The 22,901-nt window shown below is 73.6% G+C and carries 22 protein-coding genes; 10 read left to right on the top strand and 12 right to left on the bottom strand.

From position 1 onward, the window contains the following. On the bottom strand, window positions 1-648 hold a 648-nt coding region (locus AC07FV_RS32280; protein ID WP_479091144.1), incomplete at its 3' end, for a maltotransferase domain-containing protein. Window positions 649-700: 52 nt separating this feature from the next. Continuing rightward, window positions 701-1,021 carry a DUF5133 domain-containing protein gene (locus AC07FV_RS32275; RefSeq protein ID WP_479091142.1) on the bottom strand — a complete coding sequence of 107 codons (321 nt, stop codon included), beginning with the start codon at window positions 1,019-1,021 and terminating at the stop codon, window positions 701-703. Window positions 1,022-1,254: 233 nt separating this feature from the next. Here AC07FV_RS32275 and AC07FV_RS32270 point away from each other — a divergent pair, with 233 nt between their 5' ends. Together AC07FV_RS32270 and glgX are read left to right on the top strand one after the other, a co-directional pair. Next, window positions 1,255-1,779: a pep a2 gene (locus AC07FV_RS32270; protein WP_479091141.1), complete on the top strand. Its 525-nt coding sequence runs from the start codon at window positions 1,255-1,257 to the stop codon at window positions 1,777-1,779. Next, window positions 1,776-3,923, top strand: coding sequence for a glycogen debranching protein GlgX (gene glgX / locus AC07FV_RS32265; protein WP_479091139.1), 2,148 nt, complete (start codon window positions 1,776-1,778; stop codon window positions 3,921-3,923). The genes AC07FV_RS32270 and glgX overlap by 4 nt, the downstream gene beginning before the upstream one ends. A gap of 13 nt (window positions 3,924-3,936) precedes the next feature. Here glgX and AC07FV_RS32260 read toward each other — a convergent pair whose 3' ends face one another. Continuing rightward, window positions 3,937-4,743 (bottom strand): VOC family protein, encoded by an 807-nt coding sequence (locus AC07FV_RS32260; RefSeq protein WP_479091138.1) that lies wholly within the window; start codon window positions 4,741-4,743, stop codon window positions 3,937-3,939. Between the two features lie 227 nt (window positions 4,744-4,970). Here AC07FV_RS32260 and AC07FV_RS32255 point away from each other — a divergent pair, with 227 nt between their 5' ends. Next, window positions 4,971-5,291, top strand: coding sequence for an ANTAR domain-containing protein (locus AC07FV_RS32255; RefSeq protein WP_479091137.1), 321 nt, complete (start codon window positions 4,971-4,973; stop codon window positions 5,289-5,291). 10 nt (window positions 5,292-5,301) lie between these two features. Here AC07FV_RS32255 and AC07FV_RS32250 read toward each other — a convergent pair whose 3' ends face one another. Then, the gene (locus tag AC07FV_RS32250) at window positions 5,302-6,096 is read right to left on the bottom strand and encodes a SigB/SigF/SigG family RNA polymerase sigma factor (protein WP_479091136.1); all 795 of its coding nucleotides are present in this window, start codon (window positions 6,094-6,096) and stop codon (window positions 5,302-5,304) included. A 298-nt stretch (window positions 6,097-6,394) separates the two neighbouring features. Between AC07FV_RS32250 and AC07FV_RS32245 the strand changes: the two genes are divergently transcribed. Further along, window positions 6,395-6,919 (top strand): hypothetical protein, encoded by a 525-nt coding sequence (locus tag AC07FV_RS32245; protein WP_479024189.1) that lies wholly within the window; start codon window positions 6,395-6,397, stop codon window positions 6,917-6,919. Between the two features lie 18 nt (window positions 6,920-6,937). Here the strand turns inward: AC07FV_RS32245 and hemC are convergent, their stop codons facing one another. The 4 genes from hemC to AC07FV_RS32225 all read right to left on the bottom strand — a co-directional run bounded on the left by hemC (window position 6,938) and on the right by AC07FV_RS32225 (window position 11,427). Further along, window positions 6,938-7,873: a hydroxymethylbilane synthase gene (gene hemC / locus AC07FV_RS32240; protein WP_479091135.1), complete on the bottom strand. Its 936-nt coding sequence runs from the start codon at window positions 7,871-7,873 to the stop codon at window positions 6,938-6,940. A 67-nt stretch (window positions 7,874-7,940) separates the two neighbouring features. Continuing rightward, complete coding sequence (locus tag AC07FV_RS32235; protein ID WP_479091133.1) at window positions 7,941-8,720, bottom strand: NPP1 family protein; 780 nt, start codon at window positions 8,718-8,720, stop codon at window positions 7,941-7,943. A 145-nt stretch (window positions 8,721-8,865) separates the two neighbouring features. After that, window positions 8,866-9,846, bottom strand: a complete 981-nt coding sequence (locus AC07FV_RS32230) for an ATP-dependent DNA ligase (protein ID WP_479091132.1) — start codon at window positions 9,844-9,846, stop codon at window positions 8,866-8,868. Window positions 9,847-9,942: 96 nt separating this feature from the next. Beyond that, window positions 9,943-11,427 carry an MFS transporter gene (locus AC07FV_RS32225; RefSeq protein ID WP_479091131.1) on the bottom strand — a complete coding sequence of 495 codons (1,485 nt, stop codon included), beginning with the start codon at window positions 11,425-11,427 and terminating at the stop codon, window positions 9,943-9,945. A 230-nt stretch (window positions 11,428-11,657) separates the two neighbouring features. Between AC07FV_RS32225 and AC07FV_RS32220 the strand changes: the two genes are divergently transcribed. The 4 genes from AC07FV_RS32220 (at window position 11,658) to AC07FV_RS32205 (ending at window position 15,737) form a co-directional block, all read left to right on the top strand. After that, the gene (locus AC07FV_RS32220) at window positions 11,658-12,314 is read left to right on the top strand and encodes a TetR/AcrR family transcriptional regulator (RefSeq protein ID WP_479091130.1); all 657 of its coding nucleotides are present in this window, start codon (window positions 11,658-11,660) and stop codon (window positions 12,312-12,314) included. Between the two features lie 181 nt (window positions 12,315-12,495). Further along, entirely contained in the window at window positions 12,496-12,876 is a 381-nt protein-coding gene (locus tag AC07FV_RS32215) for a DoxX family protein (RefSeq protein WP_479091129.1), read from the top strand. Further along, the gene (locus AC07FV_RS32210) at window positions 12,873-13,340 is read left to right on the top strand and encodes a peroxiredoxin (RefSeq protein WP_479091127.1); all 468 of its coding nucleotides are present in this window, start codon (window positions 12,873-12,875) and stop codon (window positions 13,338-13,340) included. The genes AC07FV_RS32215 and AC07FV_RS32210 overlap by 4 nt, the downstream gene beginning before the upstream one ends. A gap of 54 nt (window positions 13,341-13,394) precedes the next feature. Next, a complete protein-coding gene (locus AC07FV_RS32205; RefSeq protein WP_479091126.1) occupies window positions 13,395-15,737 on the top strand; it encodes a SpoIIE family protein phosphatase in 2,343 nt (780 codons plus the stop codon). Between the two features lie 5 nt (window positions 15,738-15,742). Here AC07FV_RS32205 and AC07FV_RS32200 read toward each other — a convergent pair whose 3' ends face one another. Next, on the bottom strand, window positions 15,743-16,573 hold the full coding sequence (locus AC07FV_RS32200) for an aldo/keto reductase (protein ID WP_479091124.1): 831 nt from the start codon (window positions 16,571-16,573) through the stop codon (window positions 15,743-15,745). Between the two features lie 176 nt (window positions 16,574-16,749). On the opposite strand from AC07FV_RS32200, the gene AC07FV_RS32195 reads away from it, so the two are divergent. Continuing rightward, entirely contained in the window at window positions 16,750-17,739 is a 990-nt protein-coding gene (locus tag AC07FV_RS32195) for a TauD/TfdA dioxygenase family protein (RefSeq protein ID WP_479091123.1), read from the top strand. Window positions 17,740-17,768: 29 nt separating this feature from the next. Here AC07FV_RS32195 and AC07FV_RS32190 read toward each other — a convergent pair whose 3' ends face one another. Both AC07FV_RS32190 and AC07FV_RS32185 read right to left on the bottom strand, forming a co-directional pair. Continuing rightward, window positions 17,769-19,271 (bottom strand): metallophosphoesterase family protein, encoded by a 1,503-nt coding sequence (locus AC07FV_RS32190; protein WP_479091122.1) that lies wholly within the window; start codon window positions 19,269-19,271, stop codon window positions 17,769-17,771. 72 nt (window positions 19,272-19,343) lie between these two features. Next, window positions 19,344-19,964 (bottom strand): L-threonylcarbamoyladenylate synthase, encoded by a 621-nt coding sequence (locus tag AC07FV_RS32185; RefSeq protein ID WP_356609508.1) that lies wholly within the window; start codon window positions 19,962-19,964, stop codon window positions 19,344-19,346. A 196-nt stretch (window positions 19,965-20,160) separates the two neighbouring features. On the opposite strand from AC07FV_RS32185, the gene AC07FV_RS32180 reads away from it, so the two are divergent. Continuing rightward, window positions 20,161-21,693 (top strand): helix-turn-helix domain-containing protein, encoded by a 1,533-nt coding sequence (locus tag AC07FV_RS32180; protein WP_479091120.1) that lies wholly within the window; start codon window positions 20,161-20,163, stop codon window positions 21,691-21,693. 148 nt (window positions 21,694-21,841) lie between these two features. Here the strand turns inward: AC07FV_RS32180 and AC07FV_RS32175 are convergent, their stop codons facing one another. After that, complete coding sequence (locus AC07FV_RS32175) at window positions 21,842-22,882, bottom strand: NAD(P)-dependent alcohol dehydrogenase (protein WP_479091119.1); 1,041 nt, start codon at window positions 22,880-22,882, stop codon at window positions 21,842-21,844. Window positions 22,883-22,901 lie beyond the last annotated feature (19 nt).

Below are 22,901 nucleotides of genomic sequence, written 5' to 3'. Positions count from 1 at the left end.
CCGCTCGGGGGTGCCCTCGGAGCGGGGGAAGAACTCGTACCAGGCGCCGTACAGGGCGCGTTCGCGTTCCACCAGCAGCGGCAGCGGGTCGGAGCTGGTGACCAGTTCCCGCAGGGGGTGCCGGGCCAGCACCGCGTCCACCTGCGGCGTCAGCGCCGCCGCCAGCCGGGTGGCCACGGGCAGCGTGTCGTCGAGCAGGGCGGTGGCGGCGGCCAGCACCGCGTCGCGGCCGGAGTCCTTCGGGACCCCCGCGGCGGCCCGCCGGTACAGCTCGGCCCCCTCCTCCAGGACGAGGCCGGTGTCGATGCCCGCCGGGACCTTGATCCGCGCGTGGTGCTTCCAGGTGGTGACCGGGTCGCTCCAGGCCTCCACCCGGTAGGTCCAGCGACCCGGGGCGCCCGGGGTGACCTCGGCGCCCCAGCGGTCGCTGCCCGGGGCCAGCTCCCGCATCGGCGTCCACGGGCCCGGCCGGCCCTCGGGGTCCTTCAGCACCACGTTGGCGGCCACCGCGTCGTGTCCCTCGCGGAACACGGAGGCGGTGACCTCGAACGTCTCTCCGGCCACCGCCTTCGCCGGGCGCCGGCCGTACTCCACCACCGGGTGGACGTCCCGTACCGGGATACGCCCGATTCCCACGGTCGTGCTCATCCGTTCTCACCTCCGCCGTGCTCGGGGCCGGGCGCCTGCCCGGCCGATGGGGTCACGCAGCGCCGGAGGGGGTCTTCCGCCCCGACGGGGAGAGCCGGTCCGCCACCGGAGGGCCCCGGCGCGCCGCCCGGGCGGCGCGGGGCCGTTCGTCCTGTTCCCGCAGGTAGGTGACGAGGTTCGTGCGCAGATACCGCTCCGCGGCGTCCGCCGCCTCGCGTGCGCACCGCTTCCCCATCAGCACGCAGAGGGTGTAGCCGGCGTCCTCGAAGGTGGCCCGGACCCGCAGGTCCGCCGGGGACGCGAGCATCGAGCGTTCCCAGGTGCGGTAACGCCGCAGCTGCCGGGCGACTTCTGTCTTCGCAGGAAGCAGCATGGCCGGTCACCTTCCGGACGGTCCGGTACGGACGAGCGAGTCTTCACACATGGTGCACGCGCGGTGACTCCCCGTCTTGTTGGATCTTCAACTTCTCTCTCCTGTTGCACGAATGGACTACCGATCCCACTCTGGAGTGACTCAGAAGCGATCAGCGCTCACGCTTCGTGATCGGGGACCCGTCCCCCAAGGGACGGGAGGAGCGAGAGCTCTCGCGGTGAGGAGCCACGACGATGAAGACCGCAGTGCCCTGCTACTACCACCTCGACGTGGAAGTGAGCCCGGAACGGGTCGGACAGGTCAGGCGCATCCTGGCCGCTCACCTCCGGTTCTGGAACCTGGAGAACCTCGTCGAACCCGTCTGCTCAGGCGCCGAGATGCTGCTGCGGGCGATCGACGAGCACGCGAGCGACAAGAGCACGTCGATCGAGATGTGGTGGAACCACCAGCACCTCATCACGGCCGTAGGGGGCAACGACCACGCGCTCCGTCCCGACCAGGACCTGCGCACCTGTCTCCAGCACCTCGCCGCGACCAGCGACGGCTGGGGCTGCTGTGCCGCCGACACGGGGGCCAAGGTCATCTGGTTCTCGCAGCGCGCCCGGGCCGGCGAACGTGTCCCGCTGGTCGCCACCGCGCCGGAACCGATCACCCAGGAGGGGTTGGAAGTGCCGCGAGAGATCATGCCGGTGGCCAGGCTGGCGCGTCCGGCCGAACGGGCCAGCACGACGTACGGCGTACTGGAGGAGGCCCGGTGACCCGCGCCAGGCCGAACTGGAAGGGGTCGCCCGTGTGGAGCGGGCACCCCTACCCCCTGGGGGCCGCGTACGACGGACAGGGCACCAACTTCGCGCTGTTCAGCGAGGTCGCCGAACGCGTCGACCTCGTCCTCGTCGACGACGAAGGCCACCACAGCACCGTCCCGCTGCCCGACGTCGACGGCTTCGTCTGGCACTGCTACCTGCCCGGCGTCGGCCCGGGGCAGCGCTACGGCTACCGGGTCCACGGTCCGTGGGCCCCGTCCGTGGGCCACCGCTGCAACCCGGCGAAGCTGCTCCTCGACCCCTACACCCGGGCCGTGGACGGCATGGTGGACAACCACGCCTCCCTCTTCGAACGGGCCAAGGGCCGGGCCGACCCGGGCGACAGCGCCGGGCACACCATGCTGGGCGTGGTCACCGACCCCTTCTTCGACTGGGGCGACGACCGCCCGCCCAGGCGCGCCTACTCGGAGAGCGTGATCTACGAGGCCCACGTCCGCGGCATCAGCCGGACCCACCCCGAGGTGCCCGAGGAACTGCGCGGCACCTACGCCGGGCTGGCCCACCCCGCGGTCGTGGACCATCTCACCTCCCTCGGCGTGACCGCCGTGGAGCTGATGCCGGTGCACCAGTTCGTGCACGACGGCCACCTCCAGGACCGCGGCCTGTCCAACTACTGGGGCTACAACACCATCGGCTTCTTCGCCCCGCACAACGGCTACGCCGCCCTCGGCACCCGCGGACAGCAGGTCACCGAGTTCAAGTCGATGGTCAAGACCCTGCACGCGGCCGGCCTCGAGGTCATCCTGGACGTGGTCTACAACCACACCGCCGAGGGCAACGAGAAGGGCCCCACCCTCTCCTTCCGCGGCATCGACAACGCGTCCTACTACCGCCTGGTGGACGGCGACTGGCAGCACTACTACGACACCACCGGCACCGGCAACAGCCTGCTGATGCGCCACCCCTACGTACTCCAGCTGATCATGGACTCGCTGCGGTACTGGGTGACCGAGATGCACGTCGACGGCTTCCGCTTCGACCTCGCGGCCACCCTGGCCCGGCAGTTCCACGAGGTGGACCGGCTCTCGGCCTTCTTCGACCTCATCCAGCAGGACCCGGTGATCAGCCGGGTCAAGCTGATCGCCGAGCCGTGGGACGTCGGCGAGGGCGGCTACCAGGTGGGCAACTTCCCGCAGCTCTGGTCGGAGTGGAACGGCATGTACCGCGACGCGGTACGGGACTTCTGGCGCGGCGAGGAGCACACGCTCGGGGAGTTCGCCTCCCGGCTGACCGGCTCCTCCGACCTCTACCAGCACAGCCGGCGCCGCCCCCGCGCGAGCGTCAACTTCGTCACCGCGCACGACGGTTTCACGCTGCGCGACCTCGTCTCGTACAACGACAAGCACAACGAGGCCAACGGCGAGGACAACCGGGACGGCGAGAGCCACAACCGCTCCTGGAACTGCGGGGCCGAGGGCGAGACGAAGGACCCGGCCGTGCGGGAGCTGCGCGGCCGGCAGCAGCGCAACTTCCTGGCCACCCTCCTGCTCTCGCAGGGCATCCCGATGCTCTGCCACGGCGACGAACTGGGCCGTACCCAGCGCGGCAACAACAACGCCTACTGCCAGGACAACGAGATCTCCTGGATCGACTGGCGGCTCGACGGCGAGCAGCGCGCCCTGCTGGACTTCGCCCGCCGCCTCATCGCCCTGCGTGCCGACCACCCGGTGCTGCGCCGCCGCCGCTACTTCCGCGGCGAGACGGTCACCCACGCGGACCAGCCGCTGCCCGACCTGGTGTGGCTGCTGCCGGACGCGCGGGAGATGACCGACGACGACTGGCAGCGCTCCGACGCGCACGCCGTCGGCGTCTTCCTCAACGGCGACGCCATCGCCGAACCGGACCCGTGCGGCCGGCCCGTCACGGACGACTCCTTCCTGCTGCTGCTCAACAGCCACTGGGAGCCGACCGACTTCCGGCTGCCCGACGTCACCTACGGCGAGCGCTGGGCGACCCTGATCGACACCGCCGAGCCGGAGGGCACCCCCGACGAGGCCGAGCACAAGGCGGGCACCGTGCTCACCGTCGAGCAGCGCAGTCTGGTGCTGCTCTCCCGGCCGACCCGCGCCGGCCGGTGAGCCGGCCGTGAGGTCAGCTGACGAGGCCGCGGGCGGTCACGGTGAACTGCGCGCCGTCGGCGTCCCGGAGCACGGCCTCCTCGTCGCCGAGGTACAGCACGCTGCCGCCGTGCCGCTCCGCGGTCCGGGCGCAGGCCGCGACGTCCCCGACCGCGAAGTGGACCTGCCAGTGCGGCCGGATGGCCGGGTCGGGCGCCGCACCCAGCGCGCCCGACTCGATGCGCGCCACCACGTCGCCCTGGTTGCGCAGGACCACCTCGTCGCCCTCGTACTGGACCTCGCAGCAGCCGTCGCGCCCCGCCCAGTCGAAGACCTCGCCGTAGAAGATGGCGGCGTCGAAGGCGTCGCGCGTGTGCAGCCGGATGAAGGCCGGGCGCGAGGTGCGCCAGGTCTCCCAGTCCGAGAACAGCTCGCCCTCCCAGATCCCGAAGGTCGCGCCGTCCCGGTCGGCCAGCAGGGCGGCCCGGCCGGGGGGCAGGGAGATGGGTCCGACCGCTGCCGTGCCCCCGCGCTCCTGCGCCCGCGACACGGCGTCGTCCGCGCTGCGCACGGCGAAGTACGGCGTCCACGCCACCGCCATCTGCCACATCGCGGCCACCGCCGCGATCCCGGCGACCGGCGCACCGTCGGCCAGGGCGATGCGGAACGGCTCGCCCAGCCTGGCGGGACGCCACTGCCAGCCCAGTACGGCGGAGTAGAACTCCTCGGTGGCCTTGAGGTCTCGGCTGGTCAGGCTCACCCAGCAGGGGGCGCCGTACACGGAGTGCGTGGACAGCAGGCTCTCCCCGCCGGCGGAGAAGGGCATGTCGTGGTGGTTCATGGCAGTCGCGTCCTGATCTCGTCCACCGGCAGCCACCGGCTCCACACCAGTGTCCGGCCGGGAGTGCGGCGGGCGCCTGCCGAGTACCCCGGCCGGGGCGCCGAAACGGTGGTGGGCGCGCCCCCGGCAGCCCGGTGGCGCGGTGCGTCACTTGTGACCACGATGGACGCGTCGGAGCCGTACCGCGCGGCACAGGCGGCGGTGACCCGCCGGATCCGGAGGTGACCATGCCCACGGACCGGGGCTCGGACCAGGTCTTCCAGTTGCAGGAGCAGGTCCGGCAGCTGAAGGAGGCGGTCGTCTCGCACGCGGTCGTCGACCAGGCCATAGGGATGATCGTCGTCCTCGGCCGGATGGCACCGGACCAGGGGTGGATCGTCTTGAAGGAAGTTTCCCAGCACACGAACATCAAACTGCGCAATGTGGCAGAAATGATACTCATCTGGGGGCGCACGGGAGTGATGCCGCCGGAGATCCGGGCCACGCTGGAGGCGTCCGTCGACCGCCACGGCCCGACGCAGATCCCCGGCGTGCCCCCGGAGGGCTGAGGCCGCGTACTCAGCGGGCCTCCGCGAGGATCTCGTCGCGGAGGCGGTCGAAGCAGCCGCTGAGCAGCCGGGAGACGTGCATCTGCGAGATGCCGAGCTGCTGCGCGATGCGGCTCTGGGTCATCCCTCCGAAGAAGCGCAGGTAGAGGATGGTGCGCTCGCGCTCGGGCAGCGCCTCCAGGCAGGGCCGGACCGCCACCCGGTCCACCACGGCGTCGAAGGCCGGGTCCGGACCGCCGAGCGCGTCCGCGAGGGCGTACCCGTCGGTTCCCGGCATCTCCGCCTCCAGCGAGAGGGCGGAGAAGCACTCCAGGGCCTCCATGCCGGTACGGACCTCGACCGTGGTCAGGTGCGCGTGCTCGGCGATCTCCTCGACGGTGGGCGCCCGCCCCGGGGTGACCTGTGCCAGTTCCTTCGCGGACTTGCGGACCCGGTTGCGCAGGTCCTGGATGCGGCGCGGCACGTGCAGGGTCCACATGTGGTCGCGGAAGTGCCGTTTGATCTCACCCGTCACGGTGGGCACGGCGTACGCCTCGAAGGCGTGGCCGCGGCGCGGGTCGTAGTGGTCGACCGCCTTGACCAGGCCGAGCGCCGCCACCTGGTAGAGGTCCTCCAGGTTCTCCCCGCGGCCCCGGAAGCGGACCGCGATGCGCTCGGACATCGGCAGCCAGACCTGGATCAGCTCGTCCCGCAGCGCCTTGCGCTCCGGGCCCTCGGGCAGCTCCGCGAGCCGGACGAAGGCTCCGGCCGTGTCGGGGGCGTCGTCGTGGGGGTGGGGCTTGGTCCTGCCGGTGATACGCGTCATGCGCACCTCCTTCAGCAAGGGCGCTGGCGAATCCTCATATATATGGATACTGAGCGCGAACGTCGCGGGCTGCCACCCGAACGGCCGCGGACCGGTGGGCGAGACGACGGCGTCCGCGGACGTGATGTGCGGCACGCCCCGGGTGATCGTCCGTCGCCGGTGCCGGCGGATCGTTCCTGGGCAGCGCTTGATCGCCGAGCAAAAGGGGTGAAGTCCCTGGCCACAGCGCATTCCGCGCATTTGACAGTGCACTGAGCGCACAGATAGGAAGCAGCGTCGAGAGGTCGAGAGGGGCACCGTGTACGAGCCGAACGTGGTCGGGGACTGGCAGGAGTACGACGAGCACGCCGGCCTGCGGGTCCGTGTCCACCGTCTTGAGCCGGCCGAGCCGCCGCGCGGCCGGGACGACGCCGCCGAGGGACTGACGTACTTCTGCGTCCGGGTGACCGTGGAGAACCGGGGCGCCCGGCATCTCGGCGTCCACCTGGAGGACGGCCAGATCGACGTGCGGATCGGTCCCGACGGGGAGAGCGCCTTCCTCGACTGGCGCAACTCCCAGTTCATCGAGGGCTTCGACGTCTACCCGCTGCGCCGGGCGACCGCCGTGCTCTACGCGGCGGGACCGGAGGCGAACCTCTCCCAGGTGGACGTCCAGGTGCAGGTCCGGGTGGACGAGGACTGGGCCGACCGCCGGGTGTGGACCGGTGGTCTCGGGCTGCCCGACGAGGGCACCGAGCCCCTGTCCGGCGGGGCGCGGGACGAGGGGCTGGCGTGCCAGGTGAGCGCCTTCCTGCGGGACCAGGCGGAGAAGGGCACCGCCTGACCCCCGCCGCACGGCCCCTCAGTGCGGGATGCCGTCGATGATCTCGCGGGCGCCCTGACGCAGCAGGGCCACGGCGACCGAGGTGCCGAGGGTCGCCGGGTCGAGCCGGCCGGCCCACTCGTGGGCGTTCAGCCGGGTCTTGCCGTCCGGGGTGAACACGCAGGCCCGCAGCGAGAGTTCCCCACTGCGGTCCACCCGGGCGCAGCCGGCGATCGGGCTGTTGCAGTGCCCCTGGAGAACGTGCAGGAACATGCGCTCCGCCGCCGCCTCCCGATGGGTCGCGGGGTGCCCGAGGCCGCTCACCGCCTCGATGAGGGCGGTGTCGCCCTCCCGGCATTGCAGGGCGAGGATGCCCGCGCCGATCGGCGGCATCATCGTCTCCGGCGAGAGGACCTCGCTGATCACGTCCCGGCGGCCGATGCGCTCCAGGCCGGCCACCGCGAGCAGCAGGGCGTCCGCCTCACCGGCGGCCAGCTTGGCGAGGCGGCGGTTGGCGTTGCCCCGGAACGGCACGCACCTCAGGTGCGGGTGGGTCGCGGCCAGCTGCGCGACGCGGCGCACCGAGGAGGTGCCGACGCGGGTCCCGGCCGGAAGCTCGTCCAGCGTGAGCCCCGCCGGATGGATCAGGGCGTCACGGACGTCGTCCCGCTCCAGGAACGCGGCGAAGACCGTGCCCGCCGGCAGCGGCCGGTCGGCGGGCACGTCCTTGACGCAGTGCACGGCGAGATCGGCCTCGCCCGAGAGCAGCGCGGCGTCGACCTCCTTGGTGAACGCGCCCTTGCCCTCCACCTGCGCCAGGTCGCCCAGCCACTTGTCGCCGGTGGTCTTCACCGGCACGACCTCGGTGCGCACGCCGGGGTGGAGGGCCGCCAGCCCGGCCCGGACGCGCTCGACCTGCGCCAGGGCCATGGGGGAGTCACGGGAGACGATGCGGATCAGTTCGGGGGCGGACATGCGGACACGATAGTGCTCTTCGGGGCGTGCGGGCCCCGCGGTTCGCCCGACCGGCCCAGCCGCCGGGTCAGGCGTACGGGTCGAAGGGGACGCCGGAGGGTTTGGCCGCGGCCAGGTGGGAGGCGAAGCTGCCGTCCTTCAGGCCGAAGTTGGCGCTGCCGAAGTCGTAGGTGCTCAACTTCTCGCGCAGCCCGGCCGGATAGCCGTTCCAGCCGACCAGCGTCGGGTACTGCCACCCGCCCTTGTGGTTCTCCGGCGGTTCGTCGCCCGAGGTCGCCGGCCGGAAGCAGTGGGTGCTGATGCCGTCCTTGTGGTAGACGATCTTCGGGTGGGTGCCGTCGAAGCGGATCGCCGACCGCGCGTGCACGCTGAACGAGCCGTGGTTGGACGTCGAGACGTACTCGACGCCGCCGCCGTCCCGCACCCACACCACGACGTGCTCCCAGTCGTGGCGGTGGCCGCCGAGGCTGCTGCCGGGCAGCGCCTGGTCCTTCTCGAAGTACAGGCCGTACAGGTAGGCGCACCAGCCGTTGTCGCACTTGGCGCGCGAGTAGCCGTTGGTGTTGTCCAGGTCGGAGGCGTCGCGGCAGTTGCCGTTCAGGGCGCCGGTCGGGTTGAGCCCGCCGTTGACCGCTCCGTCCGCTCCGATGGCCGGGGTGGGGTAGCACCCGTCGGTGTCGTAGTCGTACGCCGGCTGGTACGTCCGCTCCGCGGCGTCGGCGTTGCCGGGCAGTCCCGGGGGCGGTGCGGCGAAGGCGGTGGCGGGGAAGGCGACGACGAGGGCGAGCGCGCCGAGCGGTGCGGCGAGCCATCTCCTGCGGCGGATGCGGGGTGTTCGCGAAGACACGGGGTCCTCCTCTGGCCGGGCGCAGCCCAACCACGGTGGGGGGAAGGGGACTTCAGCGTGCCGTGTGTCCCCTCCCGTGCCAAGGGGCCCCAGGCGTCCCCGCGGTGAAGGGGAGCCCAATACTCGCCCCCTTGCCCGAGTCGCGTCACACCGCGTCGTCCGGGAGGTCGGCGGCCGACTCCTCGGGCGCGAGGTCCGGACGGAGCCTCAGCCAGGACGGCTGGCGCAGCAGGCCCTCCCGGGTGCGGGTGCTGTAACGGACCTCGCCGACCAGCCGGGGGACCGCCCAGCGCGCCCCTCGCACCGGCGGTAGGGGGTCGAAGGGGCACACGTCGGTCTCGGCGGCCCGCAGCAGCGCGGCCAGCTCCGTCCGCTCGGCCGCGCTCCAGCCGGTGCCGACCCCGCCGACGTAGCGCAGCCGGCCCGCGGCACGCTGGCCGACCAGGACGGCGCCGGGCAGGCCCGTGAGCCGCCCCTTGCCGGGCAGCCAGCCGCCGACCACGACGTCCTCGCTGCGCATGTTGCGGATCTTGATCCAGGCCCGGGAGCGGACGCCCGGCTCGTACACCGAGTCCAGCCGCTTGCACACCAGGCCCTCCAGCCCGTGCTCGCGGGTGGCGCGCAGCGCCTGTTCGCCGTGGCCGACCAGGGCCCCGGGCGTCGACCAGGAGGGGCCGTCGAGTCCGAGGGCCGTCAACTGCCCGCGACGGTCTGTGTAGGGCAGCCGCAGGAGGGAGCGGCCTCCCAGGCGCAGGGCGTCGAACAGCACCAGGTGGGCCGGGACCTTCGCCGCCCGGTGCGCCGCCCGGCCCGGGTCGTGCGCCAGGCCCATCCGGGACTGGAGCAACTGGAAGTCGGCGCGGCCCTGTTCGTCCAGGGCCAGGACCTCTCCGTCCAGGACGGCGGGGGTGGTGCCGAGCGCGGTGCCGAGGGGCGCCAGCTCGGGGTAGGCGGCCGTGATGTCCTGGCCGGAGCGGGCACGCAGCAGCACGCTGCCGTCGCCGGGCAGGTAGACCACCACGCGCTGGCCGTCCTGCTTGGTCTCGTACGCCCAGCGCGGGTCCTGCGCGGCGGGCGGCAGGGCGCCGGGCGTGGCGAGCATGGGAGGGATCAGCGGCAGCTCCACGGGTCAGTTCTCGACGACCCCGCCGGCCGCCACGCGCGTTGCCCGGCAGGTTCGCCCGAACGGCGCCGGTCCCCGCGGGAGCCGGCGCCTTCACCGTCAGCGGGCGGGAGCGGTCTCCGGCCGCGCACCGCCGGCCGGCGCCTGGTGCGGCAGGCCGGCGGCGGGGCGGTGCCGGGGGATGAAGGACGCGATCACGAGGGCGAGCAGGGCGGCGCCCGCGCCGATCGCCATGACCACCTTGAAGGCGTTCTCGGACGGCAGGGCGAAGCCGCCGAGGCTGATGGTCATCTGCGCCAGGATCACACCGGCCACGGCGCTGGCCACCGACGTGCCGATGGACCTCATCAGGGTGTTCAGGCTGTTCGCGGCGGCCGTCTCGGCGGCCGGTACCGCACCCATGATCAGCGCCGGCATGGCGCCGTAGGTGAAGCCGATGCCCGCGCTGATGACGCAGGAGAACAGCACCAGGTGCCACACCTCGGCCATCAGCACGATGCCCAGCCCGTAGCCCGCCGCGACGATCACCGTGCCGATCATCAGGGTCACCTTGGGTCCGCGGGCCTTGGAGACCTTGGCGGAGACGGGGGCGAACGCCATCATCACCAGGCCGGACGGCGCCATGACCAGGCCCGCGGTCAGCAGGGAGCGGCCGAGGCCGTAACCGGTCGCCTCGGGCAACTGAAGGAGCTGCGGAAGCACCAGGGACATCGCGAACATCGAGAAGCCGACCGCTATGGACGCCAGGTTGGTGAAGAGCACCTGGCGGCGGGCGGTGGTGCGCAGGTCCACCAGCGGCTGCGCGGTGCGCAGCTCCCAGCGGCCCCACACCAGGAGCACGACGACGGCCGCCGCGAACAGGCCGAGCGTGGTGCCGCTGGACCAGCCCCAGTCGGCCCCCTTGGAGATCGCCAGCAGCAGGCACACCAGACCGGCCGCCATGCCGATGCCGCCCGGGACGTCGAAGCGGCCGCCGGTGCGCACCGCCGACTCGGGCACGAGCGCCAGCACCAGCACCAGGGCGACGGCGCCGAGTGCGCCGGAGACCCAGAACAGCATGTGCCAGTCGAGGTTGTCCGCGATCAACGCGGCCGCGGGCAGGCCGAGCGCGCCGCCGACCCCGAGCGAGGCGCTCATCAGGGCGGTGGCGCCGGCCAGCCGCTCGGCGGGCAGTTCGTCGCGCATGATGCTGATGCCGAGCGGGATCACGGCGGCGGACAACCCCTGCATGGCGCGGCCGACGACCATCGGGACCAGCGAGTCGCTCAGTCCGCAGACCGCCGATCCGGCGATCAGGAGCACCAGGCTGAGCAGCAGCATCCGCCGCTTGCCGACCATGTCGCCGAGCCGGCCGACGACCGGCGTGGCCACCGCGGCCGCGAGGAGCGTGGCGGTCACCGCCCAGGCCGCGTCCGAGGCCGGAGCGTCGAGCAGCTCGGGCAGCTCGGGGACGATCGGGATGACCAGGGTCTGCATCAGCGAGACGACGATCCCGGCCAGGGCCAGTACCGCCACCACGGCGTTGGGCCGCGGCGCGGCGGCCGTCTCGGCGGCGCCGGGGGGTGCGGCGGGAGAAGCGGGCATGGGGGTGCCTTTCGGGTCACGGCGTGAGATCGGTGTGCGAGCACCATTTAAATCAGTCGCTTGACGTACTGTACGGGTACAAGGGAGCGGCCCGCGCGCCCGGGCCGCGCACCGTCCCGCAGCCGGGGGTGCGTAGGCTTCCGGGAAGGCGCCGCTCGACGGCGGACCTGCGACGACTCGAGGGACTGGCCGTCGCGGTACCTGAGGAAGGTCCCGGCGCGGTGGTGAGCATGGCGGGCAGGGCGGTACGGGCGGAACAGGTCAGCGCGACCCGGCAGCTGATCCTGACCACGGCCGAGCGGCTGTTCGCCGAGCACGGCGTGTACGCGGTCTCCAACCGTCAGGTCAGCGAGGCCGCCGGGCAGGGCAACAACGCCGCGGTCGGCTACCACTTCGGCACGAAGACCGACCTCGTGCGGGCCATTGCCGAGCGGCACTCACGGGGCGTCGAGGAGCTGCGGGCCCGGCAGCTGGCCGCCCTCGGCGATGCGACGGACCTGCGCGACTGGGTGGACTGCCTGGTGCGGCCCCAGTTCGACCATCTGGCCGCGCTGGGCAACCCCACCTGGTTCGCCCGGTTCTGCGCCCAGGTGATGACCGATCCGGTGCTGCGGCAGATCATGGTCGAGCAGTCCCGCGCCTCCCCCTCGCTGCGCGCGATCATCGAGGGGCGGAACCGGTGCATGCCGGCCCTGCCGGACGAGGTCCGGGCCGAACGGGGCGACATGGCACGCCACCTGATCGTGCACGTGGCCGGCGAACGGGAGCGGGCGCTCGCCGAAGGGCGGCCCACCCCGCGGGCCACCTGGCAGGAGACCGCCGACGGCCTCGTCGACGCGATCGTGGGCATGTGGCGGGCGCCCGTCACGCCCCGGGGCGGGCCGTGAGGGGCGCCTGGGGGTGAGGGATCAGCGGGCCGGGCCGGTCCTCGGCCGGCCCGTTCACCGGCATGTCCCACCGCTCTTCCGGCCGCCCGCCCGGCGCCCACCGCGACCGCACCGGCGCCGGTGCGCCCCCCGTCCTTACCGTCGAGTAATATCGCGCGCCAGGCCCCCCGGAGGAGGAACCGTGTCCCGTTCCGAACGATCGCCCCTGCTGCTCGCCGGCCTGCTGGCCACCGCGGGCGCCGCCCACTTCGCACGCCCCCGCACCTTCGACGCGATCGTGCCGCGCGGCCTGCCGGGCTCGCCCCGGGCGTGGACCTACGCCAGCGGCGCCGCCGAGCTGGCGCTCGCCGCCGGCATCGCGCTGCCGCGCACCCGCAAGGCGGCCGCGCTGGCCGCGGCCGCCTTCTTCGTCGGGGTGTTCCCCGCCAACGTCAAGATGGCCGTGGACTGGCGGCACCGCCCCACGCCGCAGAAGGCCGCCGCCTACGGCCGGCTGCCGGTGCAGGTGCCGCTGGTGCTGTGGGCCCGCGGCGTCGCCCGGGGCAGCGAGGGCCGGTCGTGAGCCGCGGCCCGGCCGTGGGCGACACGGTCGAGGACTTCACCCTGCCGGACGAGACGGGCGCCCCGCGCCGCCTGTCCGAGCTGCTCGCGGGCGGCCCGGTCGTCCTGTTCTTCTACCCCGCCGCCCTCACCCGCGGCTGCACCGCCGAGGCCTGCCACTTCCGCGACCTCGCCGCCGAGTTCGCCGCCGCGGGCGCCCGCCCCGTCGGTGTCAGCGGCGACGCCGTCGAGCGGCAGCAGGAGTTCGCCGGACGCCACGCCCTCGGGATGCCGCTGCTGTCCGACGCCGACGGCGCGGTGCGCGAGCTGTTCGGCGTACGGAGAGGCTTCGCCCTGGCTCCCACCAGGCGGGTCACCTTCGTCATCGGACAGGACCGCACGGTCCTGGAGGTCGTTCGCAGCGAGGTGAGGATGAGCGCCCACGCCGACCGCGCCCTGGCGGCGCTGCGCGCTCACCGCGGATAGCGCTCCGCCCCCGCGCGGTTGAAACCCGGCCGCAACGGGGCAATCCTGGACGCTATGGAGCATGTCTCCGCTGCGGCGACCCTGGACGTGCACGGCACGGTGACGGGGTGGAGCGAGGGCGCCCGGCGGCTGACCGGCTATCCGGCCGAGGAGGCCGTCGGCCGTTCCGCGCGGGACCTGCTCGTCCAGGAGCCGCCGCCCCGGACGCTGTCCGGACTGTCCGGTGAGGTCCTCCTCCGTCACCGGGACGGCTCCACCCTGGCGCTGCCCCTGCGCGGGCTGCCGCTGCTGGGGGCGGACGGTACCCCGTCCGGGTACGCGGTGACCGTGGAACCGTCGGACGGCAGCGGCCTGCGCCTGACCGGGGAGACCTTCCAGCAGGCGTCCCTGTCGATGTCCGTCCACGACACCCGCCAGCGCTACCTCAGGGTGAACGACATGGCGCGCCGGATGCTGGGGCTGCCGCATGAGGACCTGATCGGACGCCGGCTGTCCGACGTCATGGAGGACCTCGACGCCAACGGGGCGGGATTCCTGCGGCATCTGCGGCAGGTCGTGGACACCGGCCGGCCCGCGCACTACGAGACCTTCACGTCCTCCTCCTCCCACCTCGGCGAGCACGCCTGGACCATCGAGATGTGGCCCGTCCGCGACGCGTCCGACGAGGTCGTGGCCGTGGCCGTGGCGGGTTTCGAGAGCACCGCGCAGCACCGCACGCGGCAGCGGCTGGCCCTGCTGAACGAGGCCGCCACCGGTATCGGCACCACCCTGGACGTCGTACGCACCACCGAGGAGCTGATCGACCTCCTCGTCCCCCGCTTCGCGGACTTCGCCAGCGTCGACCTGCTCGAATGGGTGCTGGGCTCGGTGGAGCCCTTCGCGGTCCCGGCCGAGGACATCGAACTGCGCCGGGTGGCCCACAGCGCCGCCACCGAGGGCTTCCCCCGGGCGTCCGTGCACCTGGGCGGGACCGACGTCTACCCGCCGTACTCGGCGCCCGCGCGGGCGCTGCGGGAGGGGCGCGCGGTACTCACCGGCCCCGGCGACCCGGACTTCGACCGGTGGATGCGGGTCCGCAACGAGCAGGCCCCGCACAACCGGGCCTACCGCCTGAGCGTCCGCTCCACCCTGGCGGTGCCGCTGCGGGCCCGCGGTACCACGCTCGGCGTCGCGGTGGCCGTCCGCTCCGGGTCCCAGGCCCCGTACGTCGAGGACGACTTGGTGCTGGCCGAGGAGCTCGCCAGCCGGGCCGCCGTCTGCATCGACAACGCCTGCCGCTTCGCCCGCGAGCGCTCCACCGCCCTGGCCCTCCAGCACAGTCTGCTGCCCAGGGACCTGCCCGGTCAGGCGGCGGTCGAGGTGGCCCACCGCTACCTGCCCTCCGTGTCGGCGGCCGGCATCGGCGGTGACTGGTTCGACGTGATCCCGCTGTCCGGCAGCCGGGTCGCCCTGGTCGTCGGCGACGTCGTCGGCCACGGCATCCCCTCCACCGCGACCATGGGCCGTCTCTGCACGGCCGTCCGCACCCTCGCCGACGTCGACCTGCCCCCCGACGAACTCCTCACCCACCTGGACGATCTCGTCAGCCACCTCGCGGCCGGCGAGGTGGGCGAGGAAGTCGCCGAGCTGGGTGCCACCTGCCTGTACGCCGTGTACGACCCGGTCACCCGCCGCCTCACCCTCGCCTCGGCCGGCCACCCGGCGCCGGCCGTCGTCCTCCCCGACGGCACCACCCGGCTGGTCCGCATGACCGCGGGACCGCCGCTCGGCGTCGGCGGACTGCCGTTCGAGGCGACGGAACTGGAACTGGCCGAGGGCTCCGTGGTCGCCCTCTACACGGACGGCCTCGTCGAGGACCGCGACCGGGACGTCGACCACGCCACCGCGGAGCTGTGCCGTGCGCTGTCCGTGCCCGCCCACTCGCTCGACGCACTCTGCGACACCGTGCTCAAGGCCGTGATGCCCGAGGAACCCGGTGACGACGTGGCACTGCTCCTGGCCCGGACCCGGGCGCTGGGCGCCGACCGGATCCGCACCTGGGACGTCCGGCCGGACCCCGCGCACGTGGCCGCCACCCGGGCTTCCGTCAACGAGCAGTTGGCGCGGTGGGGCCTGGAGGAGGCGGCGTTCGTGACCGAACTGGTCGTCAGCGAACTCGTCACGAACGCCATCCGGTACGGCGAGCCGCCCATCCAACTGCGCATCATCCGCGACAGAGCCCTCATCTGCGAGGTGTCCGACGGCAGCTCCACCTCACCGCACCTGCGCCGGGCCCACGCCTACGACGAGGGCGGCCGCGGCCTGCTCCTGGTCGCCCAGCTCACCCAGCGCTGGGGCAGCCGGCAGACGGGCACCGGCAAGACCATCTGGGCCGAACAGGCCCTGCCCGAGGAGTGACCCGGTCAGAACTCCTCGTGCACCTCGGGATCGCCGCCGATCCGCCGGTGCGCGCGGTCCGCGACCCTGCGCAGCTGACCGGCGTCCAGGTCGAAGCCGAACACGTCGAGGTTGGCCCGCTGCCGCGCCGGGTCGGAGGACTTCGGGACGGGCACGGCGCCGAGCTGGGTGTGCCAGCGCAGGACCGCCTGGGCGGGGGTCACCCCGTGCGCCGCGGCGACCTCGGCGAGGACCGGATCGTCCAGCAGGTCACTGCCGCGGCCGAGCGGGCTCCAGCTCTCGGTGCGGATGCCCTTGCGCTCGTGGAAGGCGCGCAGTTCCTCCTGCGGGAGGAGCGGGTGCAGCTCGATCTGGTTGACGGACGGCAGCACGCCGGTCTCCTGCTCCAGCCGCTCGATGTGCCCGGCCGTGAAGTTCGAGACGCCGACCGAGCGCACCAGGCCGTCCTCGCGCAGCTTGACCATCGCCTTCCAGGAGTCGACGTACTTGTCCACGCGGGGCAGCGGCCAGTGGATCAGGTACAGGTCGACGTACTCCACCCCGAGCCGGGCCCGGGACTCCTCGAAGGAGGCGAGGGTCTCCTCGTAGCCGTGGTGCCGGCCGGGCAGCTTGGTCGTCACCACGACCTGGTCGCGGGGCACCCCGCTGTCGGCGAGGCCCCGGCCGACGCCGGTCTCGTTGCGGTAGTTCGCGGCCGTGTCGATCAGGCGGTAGCCCGTCTCCAGGGCCTCGCGCACCGCCCTCCGCGCCTCGTCGTCCGTCATCGGCCAAGTGCCCAGCCCCAGGGCGGGGAGCGAGGTGCCGTCGTTGAGCGTGTGTGCCGGGATGCTGATCACCGTGGGACCTTCCCTCGACCGTGTGCGGCGGGCTGCCGCCCGTCCAGCGTCGCCCACGGGACGACCGGTGATCAACCGGACGGCGGGGGAGAGGAGCGCGGCCCCGGTCTGCCACGATCTCTGCCGGAGTCCGAACGGACGACCGACGGGACGACCGACCGACCAACGGAGTGCGCATGACGACCGACAGGACGACGGTGGAACGTACGGCCGAGAGCAGGGCGGCGCGGGCGGCGGGGATCGAGGTGGAGCCGGCCGCCGGACACATCGGGGCCGAGATCCACGGTCTCGATCTGGCCCGCGGTCTCGACGCGGCGCAGGTCGGGGTGGTCCGGGCGGCACTGCTGCGCTGGAAGGTGGTGTTCTTCCGCGACCAGCGGCTCGACCACGCGGGGCACGTGGCGTTCGCGCGCCTCTTCGGCGATCCGGTCGTCCTGCCCAGGCGCGGCAAGGCGTCACCGGCCGGTTTCCCGGAGGTCGAGACGACCGCCGACCGGCTGGAGCTGGGGGGACGGTTCGGGATGGAGCACGACGAGTGGCTGCGGCGCCGGCGCCACACGCTGCTGCGCGGCTGGCACTGCGACCACGGCGCCCGCGTCGACCCGCCCGCCGCCACGATCCTGCGCGCCGAGACGGTCCCGCCGTACGGCGGCGACACCACCTGGTCGAACCTCGCCGCCGCCTACGCCGGGCTTTCCGCCCCGATGCGCGCCTTCGTGGACGGACTGCGCGCCGAACACCGCCTGGGCGTCGGCTACCAGCCGAGGCCGGGCGACGACGCCTACGTCCGGCACCTGCTGGACCATCAGACCGCTTCCGTGCACCCGCTGGTACGCGTTCACCCGGAGACGGGGGAGCGGGTGCTGTTCGTGAACGGCTACTACGTGGAGCAGATCTCCGGGCTCTCCCGCCCGGAGAGCGCGGCGGTCCTGGAACTGCTCCTTGAGCACGCCACCCGGCCCGAGTACACGGTCCGCTTCCGCTGGCGGCCGGGCAGCGTCGCCTTCTGGGACAACCGGGCCACCATCCATCTCGCCCCGAGCGACAACGCCCACCTCGACCACCCGCGGACCCTGCACCGGGTGATGCTCGCCGGTGACGTGCCGGCCGGGGTGGACGGCACCCGCTCGGAGGCGGTCGTCGGCAGCGCACCGGGCCGCTGGTGAGCCCGGGCCACCGGTGCGCGGCGGGACCCTCAGACGAGGGGGATCGTCACCTCGTCCTCGACCGGCGGGTCCAGCTCCTGAGCCCGGTTGCCGGTGGCGGCGTGGCACCGCAGCCGCACCGCCTCCGGGGTGACGTCCAGCCGCAGGAAGCACTTGAAGAAGGGCGGGCTGTACGTGGCCGAGCCAGGTGAGAAGAGCTGCGTGTAGATCTTGCGCACCGGCAGCCGGAAGCGCTTCTCGCGGTCGGGCCGCCGTCCGGTGCCCAGCAGGCCGGCGACCAGCCGGGTGCGCCGGGTGACCCGCGCGTCGGTCCGCGGGGCGCGCGCCGGGCGGATGCCGAGGCGCTCGGTGATCACGGCCGTCGCCTCGGCCTCCGTCAGGGTGAAGAAGCGCCGCAGCCGCAGCCGCCGGCCGTACAGCCGGCTGTAGAAGGCGAGGGAGTCGCCCCGCAGCGGATAGCAGCGGAAGTCCTCCTCGGTGACCCCGGCCACCGACACCCGGGGGATCGTGTGGGTGGCGTGCATGAACGCCCCACCGCCGCCCGCGACGACGTACTGAACGGTGCGGCCGCCCACGTCGACGGGGTAGCGCTGGTAGTTGTGGATGTCACCGCCTATCGCGGCGACGTAGTGGTGGGCGGGGTCGCGGACGATGTCGTCGACCGTCCCGCCGCCCTCGACGGGGCACGGGTGGTGCTCGCCGTCCACGTACAGCGGCGAGCCCGTGACGAGGATCTTCGGGCCCGGCGCCCGGGACACCTCGCGCAGCCACGCGCCCTGCTCGGCGTCCACCGTGCCGAGCAGCCCCGTGTCGATGCCGACGATCCGCACCGGGCCGGCGTCGATCGCCCAGTAGGGACCCGGCTGGACGGCCTGCTGGACGGGCGCGGAGCGCATCGCGCGCGCCTCGTCCAGGTGCCGGCCGTCGTCCGGACGGGGCCGGTGCCACAGCAGGTTCCGCAGCCAGGCCCGGGTGAGGGGGCGCGGAGCCGGCTCCGGCGGCAGGGGCGGGGCGTCGTCGCAGAACACGCGCATGAACGCGCCGAGGTCCTCGTACCAGTCGTGGTTCCCCGGTATCGCGTAGATCGGCGCCTGATAGTCGCGGTACGGGCGGAAGAACTTCGGGCCGTAGTCGTCGGCGCTGCCCACCGGGTAGATGACATCGCTGGCGACGACGGCGAAGCTCGTGTCCTGACCGGCCTTCAGCAGACCCGGGACGACGGCGTACTGGGGGTCGTCGCCCTCTCCGGTGTCGCCGACGACCAGGAACGAGAACCGGTCCGGGTCGGCACGCCGGACGATCCGGTCGGCCGGTGCGCCGGCCGCCGTCCGCTGTGCCGTCCAGCGGGCGCGGGTGCGGCCCGTCGGGTCCCCGAACCAGGAGGCCAGTACGCCGTTGCGGGCGGCCCACAGGGTTCGGGGACTGAGCCAGGACAGCTTCTCGGTGCGCTGCGGCATCAGCTCCCGGTAGGAGCCGCGCTCGGTGGAGCCCCAGCCGGCGCCTTCGGCGGTTTCACGTGAGGAGTTGGACACCCGGGCACGGTAACAACGCCCCGCGCGCGGGACCATGCCGGGACCCGGGCGCCAACTCCCCGCGCCGGCCCGCTACTCGAAGCGGGTCGTGTCGCCCGCGCCCCGCCGCACGATCTCCGCCTCGCCGCCGGAGAAGTCCACGACCGTGGTCGGCTCCGTGCCGCAGTCGCCGGAGTCGATCACCGCGTCCACCACGTGGTCGAGCCGGTCCTTGATCTCCCAGCCCTGGGTCATCGGCTCCTCCTCGCCGGGCAGCAGCAGGGTGCTCGACAGCAGCGGCTCGCCCAGCTCGGTGAGGAGGGCCTGGGTGACGACGTGGTCGGGGATGCGCACGCCCACGGTCTTCTTCTTCGGATGCTGGAGCATGCGCGGCACCTCCCTCGTCGCCGGGAGGATGAAGGTGTAGCTGCCGGGGGTGGAGGCCTTGATCGCGCGGAACACGTCGTTGTCGATCTGCACGAAACGGCCGAGCTGCGCGAAGTCCTGGCACACCAGGGTGAAGTGGTGCCGGCTGTCCAGCTGCCGGATCGAGCGGATGCGGTCGATGCCGTCGCGGCTGCCCAGTCGGCAGCCCAGGGCGTAGCAGGAGTCCGTCGGGTACGCGATCAGCGCATCGGAGCGGACGCTGTCGGCGACCTGGGCGATGCTGCGCGGCTGGGGGTTCTCGGGGTGCACGTCGAAGTACTTCGCCATTCACCGAGCTTATGCCCGCCCGGGCGCCCCGCCCGACAGCGCCCGGTCCGCGGCACCGGCCCGGTCGGCGGCACGGGCCCGGTTCGGCGGTGCGGGCCGGGCCGGCGGCTCCCGCCGGCGGGGCGGGCGGCGGGGGGCCATGCGGTAACGTCCCCGGTCTGGGCCGGGAAACGAGCCGAGGGCGAGGAGAAGGCCGGTGGCGGGCCGCGAGGACGGGACACGGCAGCGGGATGCCGGGGCCGGTGAGCGGGTGGAGTGGGCGGCGGAGCTGCTGGGCCACCTGCGGCCGGCCGGACGCGACGTCCGCAAGGTCGTGACCTGGCTCGCCGGCGCCGCGCAGGCCACGGTGTCGTTGCAGGACGGCACCGGCCGCCTGCTGGCCGGCACCCGGGCTCCGCTGGACGAGGATCTGCTCGCCGCTCTCGCGTCGGGCCGGATCGCCTCCGCCGCCCTGGAGGACCGGGGCCGGCACCTGCGGCTCGTCCGGGTGGAGCGGGTCCACCCGGCACCGGCCGCCGTTCTCGCGGTCGCCCGCGACAGGCCGTTCGACCGGCGGGCCGCCGACATCGTCACGCACACCGCCCAGGTGGTGGAGCTGCTGCTGGCGGGCCACGAGTCGGCCGAGGCCGGACACCGGCTGCGGCGGGCGACCTCCGACCTCCGCCTGGCCATCCTGCAACTGCTGATGGTCGAGGACACCGTCTCCGCCCGGCGCGTGGCCGCCGGGCTGTGGCCGGGTCTGCTCGACACCGACACGGCGTGCGTGTACGTCGTGGAGAGCCGCCCGGAGGAACGCGACCGGCTCGCCGAGGAGTGCCGGGCGGCGACGGAGGACCGGACGCTGGTCGTACGGTGCCCGGCCATGGACGGCCACGTCATCGTGCTCGCGCCCCGCGAGGCGGCCGGCCGGCAGCTGCGCTCGCTCGTCGGCCGCACCCCCGGCGTCTTCCTCGGCGGCAGCGCCCGCCAGAGCCTCGCCCGGACCGCCACCGCCTACGGGCAGGCCGTGAGCGCCCTCGCCGTCGCCCGGTTCCGTCCGGGGAAGGCGGCGGTGTACGCCGAGCGGACCCACCCCGAGCGCCTGATGGACCCGGCGGAGCTGCACGGCTGGACCGCCCAGGTGCTGCGCCCCCTCGACGCCCTGCCGCACCACATCCGCGCCGAACTGCTCGCCACCACCCGTCTGGGCCTGGAGTTCACCGCCGTCTCCGCGGCGAAGATCCTCGGTGTCAGCCGCAACACCGTCCGCGCCCGCATGGAGCGGGTCGAGGCGCTGCTGCGCACCGACTTCACCGACCTGAGCGCCCGCGCCACCGTCCACCTCGCCCTCAACGCCCAGGTGGGGCTGGAACAGTGCCTCACCGACGGCGGTGCCGGGAGCCCCGCTCCCGCCCGCCTCACCGACCTGCTGGCCGGGCCGGCACTGCGCGGCTGGGCCGGCGACCTGCTCGGCCGTCTGGAGCCGGACACCCGCAGGCTGCGGCGCACCCTGCGCACCTGGCTCGCCGTCGGCGCGAACGCCGAACGGGCCGCGCGGACGCTGGGCGTGCACCCCCAGACCGTGCGCGAGCACGTCCGCAGCGCCGAGCCCGTCCTCGAACGCCGGCTGCTCGCCGCCGGCAGCGACCTGTACGAGGTGGTGCTGGCCCACCTCGCGGCGGGGGACCTCGAACAGCCCCTCCTGCACGGGACGAAACCGGGCCATCCGGACTCACCTGTGCACGGGTGAGTCCGGACGGCCCGGCAGCGGGCACCGACGCGATTCACAATGGCGGAGCCGTCCACATAGGTTCGACGGGCCGCGGGGGCACGACCGGAACGGGGGACCGGTCGCGCCCCTTCGGCCCGTACGCCGGGCGTCCCGCGGGCCGGAGCGGTCAGCCGTGCGGAAGGATCACCGCGCGGCCGTCGACCTTCCCCTCGTGCAACCGCTCGTAGGCGAGCGGGGCGTCGTCCAGGGAGTAGGTCTCCGTGTGCACCGACACGGCACCCGAGCGGGCGAGGCCCAGCACCTCGATCAGCTCGCTGCGGCTGCCCCAGTAGGGGGCGCTGACCGACACCTCGAACGGCAGCAGCCCGAACCCGACGGGGAGCGACCCGCCGCCGATGCCGACCAGCGTGACATCGGCCTCGACGGCCGCGACGGCGCCCGCCGTCTTCACCGTCGGCGCCACACCGACGAAGTCGAACACGGCTTCGGCGCCGAGGCCGCCGGTCAGCTCGCGCACCGCCTCCGCCGCCCTGGCGTCCGACAGCACCGCCTCGTGCGCGCCCACCTCGCGGGCGAGGCGCAGCTTGTCCTCGCTGACGTCGAGGGCGACGACCCGGGCGGACGTCATCGCGCGCAGCAACTGGATGGCGACGTGGCCGAGGCCGCCGGTGCCGATGACCACCGCGGTCGACCCGGGGACCAGCTTGGGCAGCGACCGCTTGATGGCGTGGTACGGCGTCAGCCCGGCGTCCGTCAGGGGCACCGCCGCCACCGGGTCGAGCCCGTCCAGCGGGACCAGGTGCCGCGGGTCGTCGACGAGCAGGTACTCGGCCATCGAACCGGGCCGGCCGAGCCCGGGCGGGCGGATGCCCAGCTCGTCGGCGCGCAGGCAGTAGTTCTCCTTGCCCTCCGCGCACTTGGCGCAGGTGCCGCAGCCCCAGGGCCCGTACACGGCGACCGCGTCGCCCTCGCGCAGGCCGGTGACACCGGCGCCGAGCGCGGCGACGGTGCCGACGCCCTCGTGGCCGAGGGTCAGCGGCAGCTCGTACGGGAAGCCCTCCGCGGGCCAGCTCATCACCGCGATGTCGGAGTGGCACACGCCGGCGGCGGTGACCTTCAGCAGCACCTGGCCGGGGCCGGGTTCCGGGTCGGGGACCGTCACGACCTCGGGCGGGGCGCCGATGGTGCGGTATTGCAGTGCCTTCATGGCGAACTCCTTCGTTCTC

The sequence above is a fragment of the Streptomyces sp. NPDC045956 genome (genome assembly GCF_056430705.1).
Note: the sequence above shows the minus strand (reverse complement) of the source record. Positions and strands in the feature narration are given on the sequence as shown.